The organism is Arthrobacter ginsengisoli, assembly GCF_031456935.1.
Taxonomy (GTDB): Bacteria; Actinomycetota; Actinomycetes; order Actinomycetales; family Micrococcaceae; genus Arthrobacter; species Arthrobacter ginsengisoli.
The window spans coordinates 82337-99867 of the sequence record NZ_JAVDVQ010000014.1; the positions used below are offsets into that span (position 1 = coordinate 82337).

Annotated in this window: 18 protein-coding genes; 4 read left to right on the plus strand and 14 right to left on the minus strand. The window is 67.6% G+C overall.

All coding sequences use genetic code 11. From position 1 onward, the window contains the following. Positions 1 to 63: 63 nt before the first annotated feature. Positions 64 to 2883, plus strand: coding sequence for a phosphoenolpyruvate carboxylase (ppc, locus tag J2X01_RS15525; protein ID WP_310059284.1), 2820 nt, complete (start codon positions 64 to 66; stop codon positions 2881 to 2883). A gap of 53 nt (positions 2884 to 2936) precedes the next feature. Then, positions 2937 to 3266 (plus strand): GNAT family N-acetyltransferase, encoded by a 330-nt coding sequence (locus J2X01_RS15530; RefSeq protein ID WP_310059287.1) that lies wholly within the window; start codon positions 2937 to 2939, stop codon positions 3264 to 3266. Between the two features lie 148 nt (positions 3267 to 3414). Here J2X01_RS15530 and J2X01_RS15535 read toward each other — a convergent pair whose 3' ends face one another. The 3 genes from J2X01_RS15535 to J2X01_RS15545 are packed head-to-tail and all read right to left on the minus strand — an operon-like array spanning position 3415 to position 6413. Further along, positions 3415 to 4173 (minus strand): ABC transporter ATP-binding protein, encoded by a 759-nt coding sequence (locus J2X01_RS15535; RefSeq protein WP_310059289.1) that lies wholly within the window; start codon positions 4171 to 4173, stop codon positions 3415 to 3417. Further along, the gene (locus J2X01_RS15540) at positions 4166 to 5272 is read right to left on the minus strand and encodes a FecCD family ABC transporter permease (RefSeq protein WP_310059292.1); all 1107 of its coding nucleotides are present in this window, start codon (positions 5270 to 5272) and stop codon (positions 4166 to 4168) included. Before J2X01_RS15540 ends, J2X01_RS15535 begins: the two co-directional genes overlap by 8 nt. Next, positions 5262 to 6413, minus strand: a complete 1152-nt coding sequence (locus J2X01_RS15545; protein ID WP_310059295.1) for an ABC transporter substrate-binding protein — start codon at positions 6411 to 6413, stop codon at positions 5262 to 5264. The genes J2X01_RS15540 and J2X01_RS15545 overlap by 11 nt, the downstream gene beginning before the upstream one ends. 141 nt (positions 6414 to 6554) lie before the next feature. On the opposite strand from J2X01_RS15545, the gene J2X01_RS15550 reads away from it, so the two are divergent. Next, positions 6555 to 7328, plus strand: coding sequence for a DUF6390 family protein (locus J2X01_RS15550; protein WP_310059298.1), 774 nt, complete (start codon positions 6555 to 6557; stop codon positions 7326 to 7328). 35 nt (positions 7329 to 7363) lie between these two features. Here the strand turns inward: J2X01_RS15550 and J2X01_RS15555 are convergent, their stop codons facing one another. From J2X01_RS15555 to J2X01_RS15600, 11 genes are read right to left on the minus strand one after another with little or no spacing between them, the layout of a single operon-like run. Next, entirely contained in the window at positions 7364 to 7621 is a 258-nt protein-coding gene (locus J2X01_RS15555; RefSeq protein WP_310059301.1) for a HypC/HybG/HupF family hydrogenase formation chaperone, read from the minus strand. A 52-nt stretch (positions 7622 to 7673) separates the two neighbouring features. After that, the gene (locus tag J2X01_RS15560) at positions 7674 to 8228 is read right to left on the minus strand and encodes a hydrogenase maturation protease (RefSeq protein WP_310059304.1); all 555 of its coding nucleotides are present in this window, start codon (positions 8226 to 8228) and stop codon (positions 7674 to 7676) included. Next, the gene (locus tag J2X01_RS22055; RefSeq protein ID WP_374724981.1) at positions 8225 to 8344 is read right to left on the minus strand and encodes a DUF6893 family small protein; all 120 of its coding nucleotides are present in this window, start codon (positions 8342 to 8344) and stop codon (positions 8225 to 8227) included. Before J2X01_RS22055 ends, J2X01_RS15560 begins: the two co-directional genes overlap by 4 nt. Then, on the minus strand, positions 8341 to 9735 hold the full coding sequence (locus J2X01_RS15565) for a hypothetical protein (protein ID WP_310059308.1): 1395 nt from the start codon (positions 9733 to 9735) through the stop codon (positions 8341 to 8343). Before J2X01_RS15565 ends, J2X01_RS22055 begins: the two co-directional genes overlap by 4 nt. Then, entirely contained in the window at positions 9732 to 10388 is a 657-nt protein-coding gene (locus tag J2X01_RS15570; RefSeq protein WP_310059311.1) for a DUF6084 family protein, read from the minus strand. The genes J2X01_RS15565 and J2X01_RS15570 overlap by 4 nt, the downstream gene beginning before the upstream one ends. After that, a complete protein-coding gene (locus J2X01_RS15575) occupies positions 10385 to 11092 on the minus strand; it encodes a DUF5947 family protein (RefSeq protein WP_310059313.1) in 708 nt (235 codons plus the stop codon). Before J2X01_RS15575 ends, J2X01_RS15570 begins: the two co-directional genes overlap by 4 nt. Before the next feature lies 1 nt (position 11093). Then, a complete protein-coding gene (locus tag J2X01_RS15580; RefSeq protein ID WP_310059317.1) occupies positions 11094 to 12059 on the minus strand; it encodes a NifU family protein in 966 nt (321 codons plus the stop codon). Between the two features lie 5 nt (positions 12060 to 12064). Beyond that, positions 12065 to 13858, minus strand: coding sequence for a nickel-dependent hydrogenase large subunit (locus J2X01_RS15585; protein WP_310059321.1), 1794 nt, complete (start codon positions 13856 to 13858; stop codon positions 12065 to 12067). Positions 13859 to 13884: 26 nt separating this feature from the next. Continuing rightward, positions 13885 to 14943, minus strand: coding sequence for an NADH-quinone oxidoreductase subunit B family protein (locus tag J2X01_RS15590; RefSeq protein WP_310059323.1), 1059 nt, complete (start codon positions 14941 to 14943; stop codon positions 13885 to 13887). A gap of 21 nt (positions 14944 to 14964) precedes the next feature. Next, positions 14965 to 15801: a hydrogenase nickel incorporation protein HypB gene (gene hypB / locus J2X01_RS15595; protein ID WP_310059325.1), complete on the minus strand. Its 837-nt coding sequence runs from the start codon at positions 15799 to 15801 to the stop codon at positions 14965 to 14967. 3 nt (positions 15802 to 15804) lie between these two features. Then, complete coding sequence (locus J2X01_RS15600; protein ID WP_310059328.1) at positions 15805 to 16134, minus strand: hydrogenase maturation nickel metallochaperone HypA/HybF; 330 nt, start codon at positions 16132 to 16134, stop codon at positions 15805 to 15807. Positions 16135 to 16270: 136 nt separating this feature from the next. Here J2X01_RS15600 and nicT point away from each other — a divergent pair, with 136 nt between their 5' ends. Then, positions 16271 to 17404 (plus strand): Nickel transporter NicT, encoded by a 1134-nt coding sequence (gene nicT, locus J2X01_RS15605; RefSeq protein ID WP_510183410.1) that lies wholly within the window; start codon positions 16271 to 16273, stop codon positions 17402 to 17404. Positions 17405 to 17531 lie beyond the last annotated feature (127 nt).

Here is a 17531-nt window from a genome sequence, read left to right on the forward strand (position 1 = left end):
AGTAACCCGGCTCACAGTATCCAGCGCAGTGTACGAGCCAAGTTCCCTCGAGAGATGGTTTCCATGGCTGACACTGCAATGAATTCCGGCACCGATCTCGCCTCCGAACTACGCGCCGACGTACGCCGCGTGTCCACCCTGCTCGGCGAATCCCTGGTCCGCCAGCACGGCCCGGAACTCCTGGATCTGGTGGAGCAGGTGCGCCTGCTGACCAAGGAATCCAAGGAAGCGGCGCGCGGCGGTGCGGACGCCACCGGGCCGTGGAGCTCGTACGACGTCGTTGCCCAGGTCCGCGAACTGCTCGGCTCCCTGCCCCTTGAGCAGGCAACCGACCTGGTCCGCGCCTTCGCGTTCTATTTCCACCTGGCCAACGCCGCCGAGCAGGTGCACCGCGTCCGCGGGCTGCGCACCCGGCAGGAGAAGGACGGCTGGCTGGCCAGGGCTGTCAACGACATCGCCGGCCAGGCCGGGCCCTCGGTGCTGCAGGAAGTCGTCAACGAACTCGACGTCCGGCCCGTCTTCACCGCGCACCCCACTGAGGCCTCCCGCCGCTCCGTGCTGGACAAGGTCCGCCGGCTCTCCGACATCCTCGCCCAGAGCACCGCGGAGGGCACCTCCGCGCGCCGCCGCCAGGACCGCCAGCTCGCCGAAGTCATCGACCAGATGTGGCAGACGGACGAACTCCGCCAGGTCCGGCCCACCCCGGTGGACGAGGCCCGGAACGCCATCTACTACCTCACGGGCATCCTGGGCGACGCCCTGCCGGAGACGCTCTCCGACCTCTCGGAACTGCTCGGCGAACACGGCGTCACCCTGCCCACGGAGAGGGCCCCCATCCGCTTCGGCTCCTGGATCGGCGGTGACCGGGACGGCAACCCCAACGTCACCGCTGCCGTCACCCGTGAAATCCTGCAGATCCAGAACCAGCACGCCGTCCGGATCGGCATCGGCCTGATCGACGGGCTGATCTCCATCCTGTCCAACTCGACGGCGCTCGCGGGGGCGGACCAGGAGCTGCTGGACTCGATCGACGTCGACCTGGGGAACCTCCCGGGCCTGGACCGCCGGGTCCTGGAGCTGAACGCGCAGGAACCCTACCGGCTCAAGCTCACCTGCATCAAGGCCAAGCTGCTGAACACCGCCCGGCGCGTTTCGGCCGGATCGGCGCACGAGCCGGGCCGCGACTACACCGCCACCGCGGAACTCCTCGCCGAGCTCGGCCTCCTGGAGCGCTCGCTCCGGAACCACCACGCAGCGCTCGCCGCCGACGGCGCCCTGGCCCGGGTCCGCCGCGCCATCGCCTCCTTTGGCCTGCATCTGGCCACCCTCGACATCCGCGAACACGCCGACCACCACCACGACGCCGTCGGGCAGCTGATGGACCGCCTCGGCGGACCCGGCGTCCGGTACGCGGAACTTAGCCGTTCCGAGCGGCTGGAGGTGCTCGGTTCGGAGCTCGCTTCGCGGCGCCCGCTGTCCGGCCACCCGATCAAGCTCGACGGCGTCGCCGACGGCACTTACGACGTCTTCCGCGAGATCCGGCGGGCCCTGCGCACGTACGGCCCGGATGTCATCGAGACGTACATCATCTCGATGACCCGCGGCGCGGACGATGTCCTCGCCGCGGCGGTGCTGGCCCGCGAGGCGGGGCTGGTCAGCCTCTTCGGCGAGGCCCCCTATGCCAGGATCGGCTTCGCGCCGCTCCTGGAAACCGTGGAGGAACTGCGGGCCTCGGCCGAAATCGTGGACCAGCTGCTCTCCGACCCGTCCTACCGCGAGCTGGTGCGGCTCCGCGGGGACGTGCAGGAAATCATGCTCGGCTACTCGGACTCCAACAAGGAATCCGGGGTGATGACCAGCCAGTGGGAAATCCACAAAACCCAGCGCAAACTCCGGGACATCGCGGCGAAACACGGTGTCCGCGTTCGCCTGTTCCACGGCCGCGGCGGCTCCGTGGGACGCGGCGGCGGGCCGACCTACGACGCCATCATGGCGCAACCGAACGGCGTGCTGGAAGGCGAAATCAAGTTCACCGAACAGGGTGAGGTCATTTCCGACAAATACTCGCTGCCCGAACTCGCCCGCGAGAACCTCGAACTGTCGCTCGCGGCGGTCATGCAGGGCTCCGCGCTGCACCGCACCCCGCGCACCTCCGAGGACCAGCGCGAACGCTACGGCCACGTCATGGAGACCATTTCCGACGCAGCTTTCGCCCGGTACCGGACGCTGATCGATGACGCGGACCTGCCGGCCTACTTCATGGCGTCCACCCCGGTGGAACAGCTCGGGTCCCTCAACATTGGCTCCCGGCCGTCCAAACGGCCCGATTCCGGCGCGGGGCTCGAAGGTCTGCGGGCCATCCCGTGGGTGTTCGGCTGGACGCAGTCGCGGCAGATCGTGCCGGGCTGGTTCGGTGTGGGATCCGGGCTCAAGGCCGCCCGCGAGGCCGGCCACTCGGCCCAGCTGGTGGAAATGATGGACGGCTGGCACTTCTTTCGCTCAGTGCTCTCCAACGTGGAAATGACGCTGGCCAAGACGGATATGGACATCGCCGGATACTACGTCTCCACCTTGGTCCCGGAGGAGCTGCACCACCTGTTCCGTGCCATCAGGGCTGAATACGAACTTACTGTCACCGAGATCCAGAACCTGACCGGCGAGGTGCTGCTGCTCGACGCGCAGCCCACCCTGAAGCGCTCCCTGGAGATCCGCGACCAGTATCTCGACCCGATCAGCTACCTCCAGGTGGAACTGCTGCGCCGCATCCGAGCCGAGTCCGCCGCGGGGGAGAGCATGCCCAACGCCGAAATCGACGAACGCCTCCAACGTGCCATGCTCATCACGGTCAACGGCGTGGCGGCGGGCCTGCGCAACACCGGCTAATCCGACTGCCCCCGACCAACGTGACGGATCTTTCCCGGTGCAAGACTGTCTGCATGCCCACTTTCCTGGAGACGGAACGCCTTCTGCTCCGGCAGTTCACCCCCGACGACGCCGGGCTCGTGGAGCTGGACAGCGATCCGCGCGTGATGCGGTACATCACCGGCGGTATTCCGACCTCCCGGGGCGAGATAGAAGACGACTTCCTCCCGGCATTCCTCGCCTACTACCAGCGCTTTCCCGGCTACGGGTTCTGGGCCGCGCTCGAGCGGACGACCGGGGACTTCCTCGGCTGGTTCCACTTCCGGCCAGGCCCCGAGGATCCACAAGATCAGCCGGAACGGGGCCTTCGTCGCCGACTGGCCGGTGTGGGTTCCGGGCAATGAGCACGGCGACGTCGAGTACGCGGTCACCCGAGCTGAATGGGAGGCTGACGATTCCCGCTTTCGTCCCCAGTGACCCGCCGCTATCATCCCTGCCCGCCGCTATCACCCCGGCCGGACGGAAGACATTGCTGGGCACCCGCAACTCCAGCTAGGAGGCCCCGGGGAGGACCTCTCCGAACGGCACTACGACGGTACGGCGGGTTGTGCCGCCGTCGGAATACGGCAGTGTCCTGACGGGCACACCGTAGAGGGCCGTGAGTGCCGCGTCCGTGAGCAGCTCCTCAGCGGGCCCGGTCTTTGCGCCGCCGCGGCCCAGCAGGACCGCGCTGTCGGCCAGGGACAGGGCGTGGTCCGGATGGTGCGTGCTCAGCAGCATTGCCATGCCGTCGGCCATCAGTCCGCGCAGCAGTGACAGGACCCGCACCTGGTTCTTCAGGTCCAGGCCCGTGGCGGGCTCGTCCAGCACCAGCATCGGGCAGCCGGTGGCGATGGCCCGGGCGATCAGGACCAGTTGTTGCTCGCCGCCGCTCAGGGTCGGGAAACGGCGGTTCCGCAGCCCTTCGACGCCCACTTTCTCCATCGCGTCCAACGCCGCGGCCCGGTCCGCGGCGCCCGGCGTCCGGAAGATCCCCACCTGCCGCGCCCTCCCCATCAGGACCATGTCCAGGGCGCTGTAACCGAACGCGCTGCCATGGGCCTGCGGCACGTACCCCGCGCCGTCCGCCCGCCGCACCGTTCCTTCCGCGGGTTCCAGCAGACCGGCAGCGCACCGGACCAGCGTGGTCTTGCCGCTGCCGTTGGGGCCGAGCACCGCCGTGGCTGTGCCGGGAAGCACCCGGAATGTGACATCCCGGAACACCCACGCCTGCCGGGAGTAGCCGAAGCCCACGCCGTCCAGCTCAAGCACTTTCCCAGATCCTTTCCCGGTTCCGGCGGAGCAGCACGAAGAAAACGGGAGCGCCAATGAGGGCTGTCAGGACCCCCAGCGGGATCTCTCCCGCGGTCAAAGTGCGGGCTATGGTGTCCACCAGCACAATGTAGGCGCCGCCAAGGAGGAAGGACACGGGCAGGAGCACACGGTGGTCCGGGCCGACCCACATCCGGGCCAGGTGCGGCACCACCAGGCCCACCCAGCTGACCGCGCCGCTGACTGCCACCGCGCCGGCAACAATGAGTGCCACCGCCAGCAGCACCGCCCAGCGAAGTGGCCGCGGTTTCAGGCCCAGCGCCGCCGCGTCCTCGTCGCCAAGGGACAGCACGTTGAGCCGCCAGCGCAGCAGCAGAAGCACGACGGCGCCCCCCAGCACGGGGATAAGCGCCACGGCGACTTTCGCGTAGGTCGCCGTTGCCACACTCCCAAGCAGCCAGAAGACGATGGCCGGCAAAGTCGTGTTCGGATCCGCGATGTACGTCACCAAAGCCACCAGGGCCGAGAAAAACGAACCGGTAACCACCCCGCCGAGAACGATCATGAGCATCGGCGTTCCACCGCGGCCCGAGGTGATCAGGAAGAGCAGCCCCAGGGCCACCAGGCCAAAAGCAAAGGAACTGGCCACCAGCAGGAAGGTGCCCAGCCCGAGCAGCAGGGCCAGGGCGCCGCCGAAGGATGCACCGGCGGATACGCCGATGATCTCGGGACTGACCAGCGGGTTGCGGAAGATGGCCTGGAGTGCGGCGCCGCCAATCGCCAGGCCGCCGCCCACCAGCAGGGCAAGCAGGATCCGCGGCATCCGCACCAGCAGGACCACATTCTGTTCGGTTTGGCTGGCCTCGACCGGAAGAGGCACAAGCGGGGCGGCGAGGATCTGGACAACGTGCCCGAGCGGCACGTAGAACCGGCCCACGGCGAGCGCCACGAGACAGACAGCGGCCAGCATCATGGCGGCGATGACAACGGGTCCGAGGACCGCCGGGCCGCGTCCGCGCTCCGGGCTGCCGTGCTGGCCGGCTGCCCGGGGAGCCTGCGGACGGCGGTTCAGTTTCGCTGAGCTGGCTTCATCCAGCATTGAATTGTTGGTAGTCGGCGGAGCCGCTGTTCCCCGCGGTCCAGAGGATCTTGTCCAACTCTTCCGGCGTGGGTTCGTGGTTGTAGAGGAACCGGAAGTATTCGGTGACTTTGCCGCGCAGCCCGGAGCGGGCCTGGGGGAACGCGATATCGGAGAGCCAGTGCCACATGAGGGGAGACTCCTGGCCCGGGGGATCCCAGCGGTAGCCTCCGAGCGGCACCTTGTAGACGCGCCGCGTGCGCACGGCGGAGATGTCCTGCCAGACCGGATCCGAGTAGATGTCCTGGGGCATGGCCGCGTCGAAGTTGCCCAGCAGGATGACCTCGGGGTCCCACCTGAGGACCTGCTCCACGTCCAGGCCCACCATGCCGGCCCCGGGCAGCGGGTCCTGGCCGGTGGCGGGGTTGCTGCCGCCGACAAGCTTGATATAGAAGTCGTTGTAGGTATTGGCCGCCGCAGCTTTGAGCCCGCCGGTGAACCGGTTGAAGTAGAGAATGCTGGGACCCGCGGAGCCCCGGCCCGCCGCCAGTGTTTTGATCTCGTCAAGCTCCTGGTCGCTGCGGGCCTTGATCTGGGTGGCCCGCTCAGGTTTGCCCAGCATGGCGGCGAACATCGTCACCCAGGCGTCCACGTCCTCCTGCCGGCCCGTGTTTGTCAGGCCGATCACCGTCAGCCCGGCGTTCTCGAGCGGCTCGATCAGTTGCGCGTCCGACCACTGGATCACGACGTCGGGGTTCAGCGCACGCACGCTCTCGACATTGGGGGTGAAATCCTGCGTCGCGATGTCGTGGGGCAGGTCCAGCGCCTGCGGAAACATGCTGCCCATGATGCCGTCACGCATCGCGACCCAGGATGCGTTGTGCATCGCGCCCAGATGGTCGGCGCTGCCGTCGACGGCGACCAGCAGCGACGCCGCGGGCATCGGGATGGTCACCACACTCGTGACCGGCTGGGGAAACGTGACGGTCTTGCCCCGCTGGTCCGTGATGCTGATGCGTTCGGGCGCGGCGGTCCCGGTGTCACTGCCCGTGGGGGACGTTGGGGGAGGGACGGATGCTCCGCACCCGGTGAGGAGGGCTGCGGATCCGCCCGCGACCAATGCCTGAAGCACCGTGCGGCGGTTTAGATCGTCGACTCGCATGGCCGGACCCCCTATGCGTAGATTCTTCACAGGATCCGCTCGAAGGCAGAGGCTGTCAACGGGCAGTGCGGTCAGGGTCCCTTGCCGGGGCCAAGGCCCGGTGCTACGTTCGGAGGACCTTGTGCAGAAGGTGGCCAGCTCATGGTTGTTGACGGTGCCCAATTGTTTGTCCGCTATGCCTACCCGCCCAATTCGCGGGGCAGCTGCGGACCGCCGGACAGTGATGCGTTGCTGCACTACGGCCAGTCCGGCGTGACCGACCAGGGGCTCCGCGAACTGGCCAAAGGCTTCGCTGGCGCCTGGCCGTACCTGGAGTTGATCGCGGCCTCCACCGGCATCCGCGATCCGCTCGATTTCCGCGTCGTGGAGGCCTACTGGGTGGGGAACGGCCTCCTGGACTCGGTTGGCATAACCAACATCGGCAATTCCATGGAGGACCGGTTCAGGGCCCGCACCGGACGGCAGTTCCCGCACCTGGCGGAAGGCGTCCTGGCCGGCGGAGTTCCGCACCACAGTTTCCACGTCTTCGAGATCTACCCCTGGCTGGGCCTGCTCCACGACGACCGCCGCCATGCCACAGCCCTCAGCGTGCTCGACCGGTGCCGGATCCGTTGGGGCGAAGTGCTGGCCATCTCCGGCGACGACGCCGTGGTCCGGTCCCGGCCCCTGGTGTGGGACGGAACATCGCTGGCGGTGGGGGCGGCCGTGGTGGAGTCGGCGAAATACGCGGTGAACGGCACCGGGTTCGTGGCCGGACTGGCCGTCGGGGACGTGGTTTCGCTCCACTGGGACTGGGTCTGTGACCGGCTGTCCCCGCTACAGCTGCAGCGGCTGAAGCACTTTACGGCGCGGCACCTGCGGATCGCCAACAACGGCGTCGAACACCGCGGCGCCGCGATCGCGCTGGAACACTAGGCGCCGGCCGGGTTCCCGGGTTCCCGGGCGGCCGGCTAGCCGGCGTCGCCTTCGGCGTCCCTGGCCCGGCCCATCAGCTCCAGCCCGCCCATGGCCTGTTCCGCACCCTCGGAATCCACTCGCTCCAAGGCGAACCCCATGTGGATGAGGACCCATGTTCCCGGCTCCAGCGGCCCCTCGTCCAGCAGGCCGATGTTGATTTTCCGGCGCACGCCGGCAACGTCCACGAGGGCCAGCTGGTTGCCGTAGCCCTCGAGAAGTTCGACGACCTGGCCGGGGATTCCAAGGCACATGGCGGGCTCTCCTTGCTCTGCGGCCGGACTTGGCTCGGGTCCGGGTGTGGTTCTAGACAGGCTTGTGTTGCGCGATCAGTTCTTCGACGGCGGACAGGGCCCGCGGTATGGCCGCCGCCACCGGGCCGGTGAGGCCGATTCCTTCGGTGAGGTCCGCGGGGACGCAGCCTACGACGTAGGTCAGGGGCAGTTCCCCGCCGAGCGAGCGGAGCCGGCCCAGGACGGCGGCCGGATCCATGCCGTGCGGGTCCAGGGACGCGGCGCCGTCGAGGTCTTCGGGCCGTACCCGCAGCACCCGGATACTGCCCGGCGCTGCGACTGTGCCGGTGTCAGCGGCCGCGTTCGGCACCGGCGGGACGGTGTCCACGAGCACCAGGACGTCCACGCCGGCCAGCAGGTCGTAGGCCAGATGCATGCCGCGGATGCCGTAGTCCACGGCCAGCACTCCGGGTGCCGCCGGCCCTGTCTCGGCTGCCAGCCTGCGGGCGACCTCCGGACCGAAACCGTCGTCGCGCAGGAACATGTTCCCCACTCCTGCGACGAGGACGCGTGGTCCGTGGTCCGCGGTCCCGGTGGCGGGAATACCGGGCTGGAGTGATGACGTCACATCTGCCGCATCTTCAGGTAGCGCTGGATATCGGGGACCGACCGGATCCCGACGTACGCGGCCGCCAACGCCAGGGCCGCGAGCAGGCCGACGGTGGCCATTCCTACTGATTTCATTGTGGGTTTCCCTCTCCATCCTCGAGCGGTTCAAGTTCTTCGGGTGCGTAGTAGAAGGACCGGCCGTAGCCTTCATGAAGGTCCGCGGCCGGGTCCTTTTCGAGCACCAGGCCCACGTGGGTGCTGCCATCGACGTCGAAGTGCACACTGGTGACCCGCCCGGTCTGCCCGGCGAAAAAGAGATCCTGTGCGTCGGCGCGCCGGCTTGGATTCACCCTGACCCGGCTGCCACGGGCCACCGGCACGCCGTTGATGAGGACGGCGTCCAGGTGCGGCTGGACCAGGGCTTCGGATTCCGGCGTCCACCAGGCGGGTGGTTCCCCTCCGGCGCCGGAAAGGCTTCCGCGAGGTTCCGGGAAGTCCGTGGCGCGGGGATTGCGCAGGATCCCGTGCAGCTGCTGGAGCTCCTCCGGCGACAAAGACTCGCAGTGGTCGATAATCGCCGCCGCGCGGGGATCCGTGGCGCGGGCCTCGGACTTTTCCTCCTCGGTCAGGGTCAGCACACGCAGGGTGAGGATCTCGTCAATCTCGGTGGAGTCATAGAGCGCCACCGGGCTTTCCGGGGCCACTGCGGGGTGGTCGTAGAGAATGATCGGCGAGACCAGCAGCACGTCCGTCTGCCCTTCGGGACCGGCGAGGACGGGCCAGCACCGGTGCTGCTCGCAGTCCGCGGCGGCGTCCTGCGCCCAGCCGGGCGGGTCCAGCAGGGAGAGGAAATCGGCGTCGTGCAGGTTCAGGAGCAGGTGCGCGCCGATGAAGGAGGCGGCGATCGTGTCCTGCCGGTTTCCCGGCTCCGCCAAGGGCTCCGCGGTGTTGGCCACGGAGACCCGCAACCGCTGAAGTCCGCTCGGGAGACCGGTGCAGTCCAGCCTGATTTCCCCGCGGAGGGCGTGGCGGCGGCGCACCAGCCTCCCGGCCGTCCAGCCGGTGCTGTCGCTGAGTTCCTCGATCTCTTCGCCCGCCGGGACATCCACCGGCAGCAGCAGCGCTTCCCGGGCGGCCAGTTGCGCCACCGGAAAAGGCCCCAGGGTGATTTCCTGTTCAATTGCCTCGTCCCAGCTCAGCCAGCGGGAGGTGCCGAGGGCGAATTCCGGCACCGGGCTGAAGCCGCCGGCGTCGTCTGCTTTTTCTGCGGTACGGGTCTGCAGCTGCAAAAAGCGCAGGTGGACTTCCACTTCCGCGTGCGGTCCGGGGCTCAGCAGGCAGTCGGCGAACATTCCCGGTTCTTCCCCGGCGCCGGCCGCCGCGGCCCCGGGCGGCCCGAGGATGCCAAACTGCCAGCGGGCCTGGTTTTTCTGTGAGGAGGCGCGGTAGGGGTACAGCAGGTAGCCCTCGTAGAGGACAGCGTCCGCGACCGCCCTGGCCAGGCTCAGGCTCATGTTCAGGGTCATGGGAGCCGCTCACCGCCCACACCCGTCGCCGCAGCAGCCAGCAGGGACTCCACCGTGGCCTCCCAGGACGTCAGGCCGCGCGACGCCCTGTACCGGGACAGGGCGGCCAGTGCATCCCGGTCCAGCCGGATCCAGCCCGCATTGGGGAAATACTGGTCCATCAGCCCGTGCCAGGCCGACACCGGGAGCCGGTAGGAGGCTTCGAGGTCCCACGGGACCTGCTCCACCCCGAATCCCGCCTGGCCCTTGGTGAAGACGGTGCCGGAGAACAGCAGCTCCAGCGGGATGTCGCCGTCCCTGAGGGCGTGCAGGTACTTGGACGCCGCGACGTCGAAGTCAAACGTGCAGGGCAGCGGCAGGTCCGCTTCGGTGCTGCCCGTGAAGCCCTGCACCATGGTGCTGCACTGCAGCCAGAGGAATGATTTCAGCGTGGTGGGCCAGCGGCCGCGCCCGCCGAAGAGGTCCAGGAGCCCGCGTTCCTCCTCGTCCGCATAGCCCCGGCGCTGCGGCAGGATCCGCACCTGGCAGCGCAACGCGATGGCGTGGATGGTGGCGCCGGTGGACTCGGTCAGCCGGAGCCGGGCGGTCAGCTGCGGGGCCGCGGCGTAGGGTTCCGGCTGGATGTCGACGACGGCGAACGCCAGTTCGGTCATGGGGATCCTCCCGGCAGGGGCTCGCTCGTATCCTCCGGCGCCGGCCGGCTGCGGCTGTCCAGCCGGGCGAAAAAGGCGGCGAGTTGCTCGCGGGCCTCCTGCCCGCCGTCGAACCCGCGCCAGCGGCGGCGAAGCTGACCCACGAGTTCATAGCACGTGTCCACGGGGACGAGATGGCAATCGGCGCGGGAACGATCCGGTCCGGGGCCTCGGATCAGCAGCGCCTCCGTGTCCGGCGCCGCCACGGCAAGTGCCGGGTTTTGTGCCAGCACCGCGCCCCAGGCACCCAGCGGAAGCTCGGATTCGGTGGCGCCGGCGGGACCCGGATAGAAGGCAACGGTCCGGTCCAGTCTGGAACTGTGGAAGAAGAACGCCAGTCCCACGGGAATTTCCAGCTCGTCCCATTGGCCGGGGCCCAACGCGAAATCGGGAAAGAACAGATACCGGTCCGGCACCGAACGGTAGCGCAGATGGGCGGTGGCGTCGGTGAACAGGAGGTAGCACGGCCGGCACGTGCACATCATGGCGTGGCTGTCCAGGTCGACGACGTGCTGGTGTTCCTCCGGAATGGGTTCCCCGCACATCTCGCAGCGCTCGCCGGCGGGCGGCGCGGGCGGGCTGGACGCGATCCTGCGCAGCAGGGCGACCGGCAGCCCGCCGGGGCCGCGGGCCGGGCCGGTTTCGGTGCTGCGTCCTGCGTTCAATTCAGGCGTCCTGGCCGGAAACCACCGGCACCGCCACGGACATCACGCCGGACCGGACCAGGAGCGGCAGGGGGTCGAGGTGCAGGTTCCGGTCCTCCAGGCAGCTCCCGGCCTGCCGTACGTCGAAATGGGCGCGGCAGGAGGGGCAGCGCAGCAGCCCGCCGCCGGCGGGGGCGGCGAGGGCACGCTGGAGGGTGGCACCGGCCATCGACGCCGTGCACCGCGGGCAGTAGTCGCGGTAGGCATAGACGTCCTGCCCGGTCCGGCAGGCCAGCACCGGATACCCGCCCACCAGGAAACCGGCAACGTTGCCGGGCTCCAGCCCGGCAATCTCCGGCACGGGCTCCCAGGATCCCGCGGCGTGCTCCTGCCAGCTGCCGGCATCGCCCGGTCCGTGGCCTGCCGCGCCATCGTCGGGGTGGTTCAGCCGGACCAGCAGCGCGTCCACCGGGATCAGGGCCGGGACGGCCGGACGGGATTCCTCCTCGACCACCTCGATGGCCGTGACCTCCGGCGCCGCCGACTCGATCGCCTCCTCGACGGCAAATTTGAGCGTGACCGACGACGACGGGCAGCCCTGGCAGGTGCCGAGCAGCCTCAGCCGCACCGTGCCCGCCGGGCTGATGTCGAGCAGTTCGACGTTGCCGCCATGTGAGCCGAGGTAGGGCCGGACGCTGTCCAGCGCGGCAGCCACGCGTGTTTCCACGTCCTGGGGATGCAGCCCGTGGATCACCAGCAGGCTGGACACCAGTTCGTCGGCGGTCAGCGCGTCCAGCGTGCCGCCGTCGAGCTGTCCGCGGTCGTCCAGGATTTCCAGGATCCGGGCCAGCCCCGATCCGTAGAGGTCCGTCACCTGGCGGACCAGTTCCTCGGCGCGCCCGCGGGCCACCGCCCCGCCGGCTCCGAGGGCGTCGAGGAGACTTTCGATCCGGTCGCCGGCCTGCCGCGGCCGGTCCTCGCCAGGCATGGCGGTTATTCGCCGGTCAGGGTCTGGGTGGGGGAGTGCAGCTTCTCCAGGGTCTGGCCGTTGCCCAGGTACATGTGGACCCCGCAGGGCAGGCAGGGGTCGAAGCTGCGGACCGTGCGCATGATGTCGATGCCTTTGAAGTGCTCGCGGTCGTTCTCTTCGAAAATCGGCTGCCCCTGGACGGCGTCCTCGTAGGGGCCGGCGGTTCCTGAGGAGTCCGTGGGGCTGGCGTTCCAGGGGGTCGGCGGATACGGATGGTAATTGGCGATCTTTCCGTCGCGGATCACCATGTGGTGGGACAGGACGCCGCGCACGGCCTCGGTGAAGCCGCAGCTGATGGCTTCATCCGGGACCTCGAAGCTCTCCCAGGTCTTGGTGCGCCCGGCGCGGATCTCCTCCAGCGCCTTTTCGGCGAAGTGCAGCGCGGCGGCCGCGGCGTAGGCCTGGAAGTACGTGCGGGCCCGGTTGCGTTCCAGGGTGTTGCTCCACTGCGGGATGTTCCACTCGAAGGAAACAGGACCTTTCAGCGCGGTCTTAGGCAGGTTGATCTGGACGCTTCGGCCGGTGGCCTTGATGTAGCCGATGTCCACGAGCCCGGCGAGCGCCGTCGCCCAGAGGCGCGCCAGCGGACCGCCGCCGGTGTCCAACGCCAGGTTGTCCTGGCCGTCAAACCAGCGCGGCGACATCACCCAGCTGTATTTCTCCGCGAGGTCCCGCTTTTGCGGCCGCGGATTGGTGTGCTGGTTCCAAGGGTGCCGGCGGTCTACGGGATTGCCCAGCGGATCGTGGGTCACGAACATCTCCTGGTCTTCCCAGTCCTCGTAGTAGGAGGAACCGAGCATGATCCGGATGCCCAAATTGATCCGCACCAGGTCGGTCGTGACGAGTTTGCCGTCCACCACGACGCCGGGAGTGACGAACATCTTCCGGCCCCACTCGGTCATGTCCTTGTACTCGAAGTTGCAGTAGTCGGGATCCTGGAGCGAGCCCCAGCAGCCCAGCAGGGTGCGCCGTAGCCCCACCTGTTCGTAGCCCGGAAGCGCCTCGTAGAAGAAGTCGAACAGGTCGTCATGCATGGGGACGACCTTCTTCATGAACTCCACATAGCGCATGAGGCGGGTGATGTAGTCCGTCATCAGCTGGATGGTGGCAACCGTTCCGACCCCGCCCGGGTAGAGCGTGGACGGGTGCACGTGGCGGCCCTCCATGAGGCAGAACATTTCGCGGGTTGCCCGGCTGACCTGCAGCGCCTCCCGGTAGAACTCCCCGGTGAACGGGTTGAGCGAGCGCATGATGTCGGCGATGGTCCGGTAACCGTGCTCGCCCTCGTGCGGGGCGCGCGTGTTCTCCGCCTTGGCCAGCACGCCGGGGTTGGTTTCCGAGACCATCTTTTCGCAGTAGTCCACGCCGACAAGGTTTTCCTGGAAAATGTTGTGGTCGAACATGTACTCGGCGGCTTCGCCCAGGTTCACGATCCATTCGCCCAGGTTTGGCGGCTTCACGCCGTAGGCCATGTTCTGGGCATAGCAGGAACACGTGGCGTGGTTGTCGCCGCAGATCCCGCAGATCCGGCTGGTGATGAAGTGCGCGTCCCGCGGGTCCTTGCCCTTCATGAAGATGGAGTATCCGCGGAAGATCGAGGAGGTGCTCTTGCACTCCACCACCTGGTTGTTCGCAAAGTCGATCTTGGTGTAGATGCCGAGGCTGCCGACGATCCTGGTAATGGGGTCCCACGCCATCTCCACCAGATTGTTGTCACCCGTTCCGCTTCCGGAAGGCATTGGAATCGTTGAGGTCATGTGCTTCACCTGTCTGGAAATGGGTGCTACCAGGTGCGACGGGCACCGGTAAGGAGCTCGGTACCGGGCCGGCGCCACTTGGGCTCCTGGTCCAGGGTGTGGGTGGTGATTCCACGCAACGCCCTGATGGCCGAGCCGTACGGGCGGATGGTACTGGTGGAGAGTTTGCCGCCGGGGGGCTCGTCCATGAAAGGCATGAATTTGTCCGGGAACCCTGGCATGGTGCAGCCGATGCAGATGCCGCCGACGTTCGGGCAGCCGCCGACGCCGTTCATCCAGCCGCGCTTGGGCACGTTGCACTTGACCACCGGGCCCCAGCATCCGAGTTTGACGATGCATTTGGGGGAGCCGTACTCCGTGGCGAAGTCACCCTGTTCGTAGTATCCGGCCCGGTCACACCCCTCGTGGACGGTCTTGCCGAAAAGCCAGGTGGGCCGCAGCGCGTCGTCCAGCGGAATCATCGGCGCCTGGCCGGTGGCCTGATAGAGCAGGTAGGTCATCGTTTCGGAGAGGTTGTCCGGCTGAATGGGGCACCCCGGGACACAAACGATGGGGATTCCGGCCTTGGACTTCCAGTCGTAGCCGAGGTAGTCCGGCACGCCCATGGCCCCGGTGGGGTTGCCCGCCATCGCGTGAATGCCGCCGTAGGTAGCGCAGGTCCCGGCCGCGATGATGGCGGTGGCCTTGGGGGCCAGACGGTCCAGCCATTCGCTCGTGGTGATCGGCTGGCCGGTCTCGAGGTCGTTCCCGAAGCCGCACCAGTAGCCCCCCGGGCCGTGGAGCTTCTCGTTGGGGATGGAGCCCTCCACCACCAGGACGAACGGTTCCAGTTCGCCGCGGTCCGCCTTGCGGAACCATTCCAGGAAGTCGTCGGCCCCTTCCTGCGGGCCGCACTCGAAGTCGATCAGAGGCCAATGCATGGCAATGCGCGGCAGGCCGGGCAGGGCGCCAAGGGCGATCTCCTCGACACTGGGCTGGGTGGCCGCCGTCAGGGCCACGGAATCGCCGTCGCAACTGAGGCCTGCGTTGATCCACAGCACGTGAATAAGGGTTTCTTCGGCCTTCAGGGAAGTTTCAGTAGGCATCGTTGCCTCTTTCGGAGGCCCTTACGGGCTCAGTGTTTCCGTCAAGGATCCGGTCAACGTGGATGACCGGGAACCGGTTCCGTCGAGCCAGTCATACCAGCCGGCGAGGCCATCGCCGGTGGTGGCCGAGAGGACCAGGAAATCGGTGCGCGGATTGATCTGCCGGGCCCTGCGCCGGAACCCGTCGACGTCGAAATCAACGTAGGGGAGCAGATCCGACTTGTTGATGATCACCAGGTCGGCTGCCCGGAACATGTGCGGGTACTTCTGCGGTTTGTCATCACCTTCCGTCACGGAAACGACTACGACTTTGGCTGCCTCGCCCAGGTCAAACAGCGCAGGGCAGACCAGGTTGCCCACATTTTCGATAAACACCGTGGACCCGGCCGCCGGATCCAGGGCATCCAGCCCGCGCCTGAGCATGTCGGCGTCCAGATGGCAGCCGGCTCCGGTGTTGATCTGGACGACGGGCCGCCCCACCGCGCGGATGCGGTCCGCGTCCAGGGACGTCTCCTGGTCACCCTCGACGACGCCGGCCCGCAGGCGCTCGCCCAGGTCCGCGAGCGTGCGGACCAGCAGGGTGGTCTTGCCTGCGCCGGGCGAACTCATCACGTTCAGCGCCCGGATTCCGCGGCCTTCCAGCCAGCCCCGGTTCCGCGCCGCGAGCAGCTCGTTCTTGGCGAGCAGGCTCTGCTCCAGCGGGATGGTTTCCGTGTGGTGAACGTGCGGGTGCGCGTCGTCGTGGGTGTGCGGGTGGTCATGCTCATGCGGGTGCCCGGCCGACAGTGCGCTGGAGGGTTCTTCAACTGTGGAAACCCTGATGTTCGTCTCGTCGCCGCATCCGCATGTTGTACACACTTGTTAAGCCACCTCCACCGACACGAGCATGAGTTCGCGGCCGCTGAGGACTTCGACGTCGGCACTTCCGCAGGGACACAGCAGGATCAGATCGTCCAGCCCGAATTCGTCGTGGCAACTTCTGCACCGGGCCAGGCCCGGTGGTTCGTCGATCATCAGCTGCGCGCCGGCCAGCGCAGTGCCCGCGGAGGCCACATCAAAGCAGAAGCGCATGGCATCAGGAAGGACACCGGACAACGGTCCCACCTGCACGTTGACCGCAGTGACTTTCCGCTCGCCAATACGGTCGAGAACGGCTTCAACAAGGCTCTGGGTAATGGAGAGTTCGTGCATGGCGGCACTCCTTCCTGCCAAGATAGGCGCGCGCCGGATAAAACACAACCACCCGAGCGGACCCCGGCGTATACTTCCGCTAAAGCGGCCATGCCAGCATGGAAGATGGGCCGCAAGGGGAACCCGAGGCTGAACCATGAAGCAACCGGAGGTTACGCGTCGAGGCCGACTCCACGGCGCGCACAGAGCCCTTTCAGGCCGGGAATGGGCATCGGTCGGTGGAATGGCTATGTTCGTCGGGTTCCTCCACGTCCTGGGCTGGGGCGTCTTGGCAGGAGTGGCAGACCCGCAAACCATCCCCGTTGGTTCTGCCGGAGTCTTTGGTATCGGGCTGGGTGTGGCCGCCTACACGCTGGGCCTGCGCCACGCTTTCGACGCCGACCACATTGCCGCGATCGACAACATCACCCGCAAACTCCGTGCCGATGGCAAGCGCAGCATGTCGGTGGGCTTCTGGTTTTCACTGGGCCACTCGAGCATAGTGTTCGGCCTGTGTGCCCTGCTGGCCGCCGGAATCCGCAGTCTGGCGGACCCGGCCGTCCACGGGACATCGGAGCTCCATTCCTTTCTGGGCCTGGTGGGCACAACAGTCTCCGGCGTTTTCCTGGTGTGCATCGGCGTCCTGAACCTGGCGGTGCTCCGGGGCATTATCAAATCCGTGCTGCTGATGCGGAAGAGTGGAAACTCCGGTGAAGACCTGGCGGGGCAGGCGGCACCGCCGGGATTGCTGTTCCGGGTGTTCGGAGGCGTCACCCGCCTGGTCACCCGTCCGTGGCACGTGTACGGCGTCGGATTGCTGTTCGGGCTGGGCTTCGACACCGCCACCGAGGTCAGCCTCCTCATACTGGCCGGCGGCGCGGCGGCTTCCGCACTGCCCTGGTACGCGATCATGACGCTGCCCGTGATCTTTGCCGCGGGGATGAGCCTGCTGGACTCCCTGGACGGTTGCCTCATGAACTTCGCCTACGGCTGGGCAGTGTCCCGGCCCGTCCGCCGGATCTATTACAACATCGTCATCACGGCGCTGTCGGTGGCCGTGGCGCTCGGCATCGGCTCCATCGAGCTGATCTCCATCCTGGTGGAACGGGCCGGGATCAGCACCGGACCGCTGACCGCCATCGGCGGCATCGACCTTGACTCGGTGGGGTACACAGTCGTCGCGCTGTTCCTGGGGACCTGGGTGCTGGCCATGGGGGTCTGGCGGTTCGGACACATTGAGGAACGGTGGACGGCTCCGGCCAGCAACCTGGACGCCGGCAACCAGAGTTGAGCGGGCGGCGGCCGGCACCCGATGCATCTAGATGATTAAGTCCTATTGGTTTTAGTGGTCGTAGGCGATGAGTGAGCGCTTGCGGGGTGCGTTGATGCGCCAGTTGTGCCAGATGCCGGCGGCAAGG

Excerpts from the sequence above, each read along its gene's own strand:
- J2X01_RS15555 (WP_310059301.1), bottom strand. The coding sequence starts at position 7,621 with ATGTGCCTTGGAATCCCCGGCCAGGTCGTCGAACTTCTCGAGGGCTAC.
- J2X01_RS15590 (WP_310059323.1), bottom strand. The coding sequence starts at position 14,943 with ATGCCTACTGAAACTTCCCTGAAGGCCGAAGAAACCCTTATTCACGTG.
- J2X01_RS22055 (WP_374724981.1), bottom strand. The coding sequence starts at position 8,344 with ATGAAATCAGTAGGAATGGCCACCGTCGGCCTGCTCGCGGCCCTGGCG.
- J2X01_RS15545 (WP_310059295.1), bottom strand. The coding sequence starts at position 6,413 with ATGCGAGTCGACGATCTAAACCGCCGCACGGTGCTTCAGGCATTGGTC.
- ppc (WP_310059284.1), top strand. The coding sequence starts at position 64 with ATGGCTGACACTGCAATGAATTCCGGCACCGATCTCGCCTCCGAACTA.
- J2X01_RS15570 (WP_310059311.1), bottom strand. The coding sequence starts at position 10,388 with ATGACCGAACTGGCGTTCGCCGTCGTCGACATCCAGCCGGAACCCTAC.
- J2X01_RS15565 (WP_310059308.1), bottom strand. The coding sequence starts at position 9,735 with ATGACCCTGAACATGAGCCTGAGCCTGGCCAGGGCGGTCGCGGACGCT.
- J2X01_RS15600 (WP_310059328.1), bottom strand. The coding sequence starts at position 16,134 with ATGCACGAACTCTCCATTACCCAGAGCCTTGTTGAAGCCGTTCTCGAC.
- J2X01_RS15580 (WP_310059317.1), bottom strand. The coding sequence starts at position 12,059 with ATGCCTGGCGAGGACCGGCCGCGGCAGGCCGGCGACCGGATCGAAAGT.
- J2X01_RS15530 (WP_310059287.1), top strand. The coding sequence starts at position 2,937 with ATGCCCACTTTCCTGGAGACGGAACGCCTTCTGCTCCGGCAGTTCACC.
- nicT (WP_510183410.1), top strand. The coding sequence starts at position 16,271 with ATGAAGCAACCGGAGGTTACGCGTCGAGGCCGACTCCACGGCGCGCAC.
- J2X01_RS15585 (WP_310059321.1), bottom strand. The coding sequence starts at position 13,858 with ATGACCTCAACGATTCCAATGCCTTCCGGAAGCGGAACGGGTGACAAC.
- J2X01_RS15540 (WP_310059292.1), bottom strand. The coding sequence starts at position 5,272 with ATGCTGGATGAAGCCAGCTCAGCGAAACTGAACCGCCGTCCGCAGGCT.
- J2X01_RS15550 (WP_310059298.1), top strand. The coding sequence starts at position 6,555 with ATGGTTGTTGACGGTGCCCAATTGTTTGTCCGCTATGCCTACCCGCCC.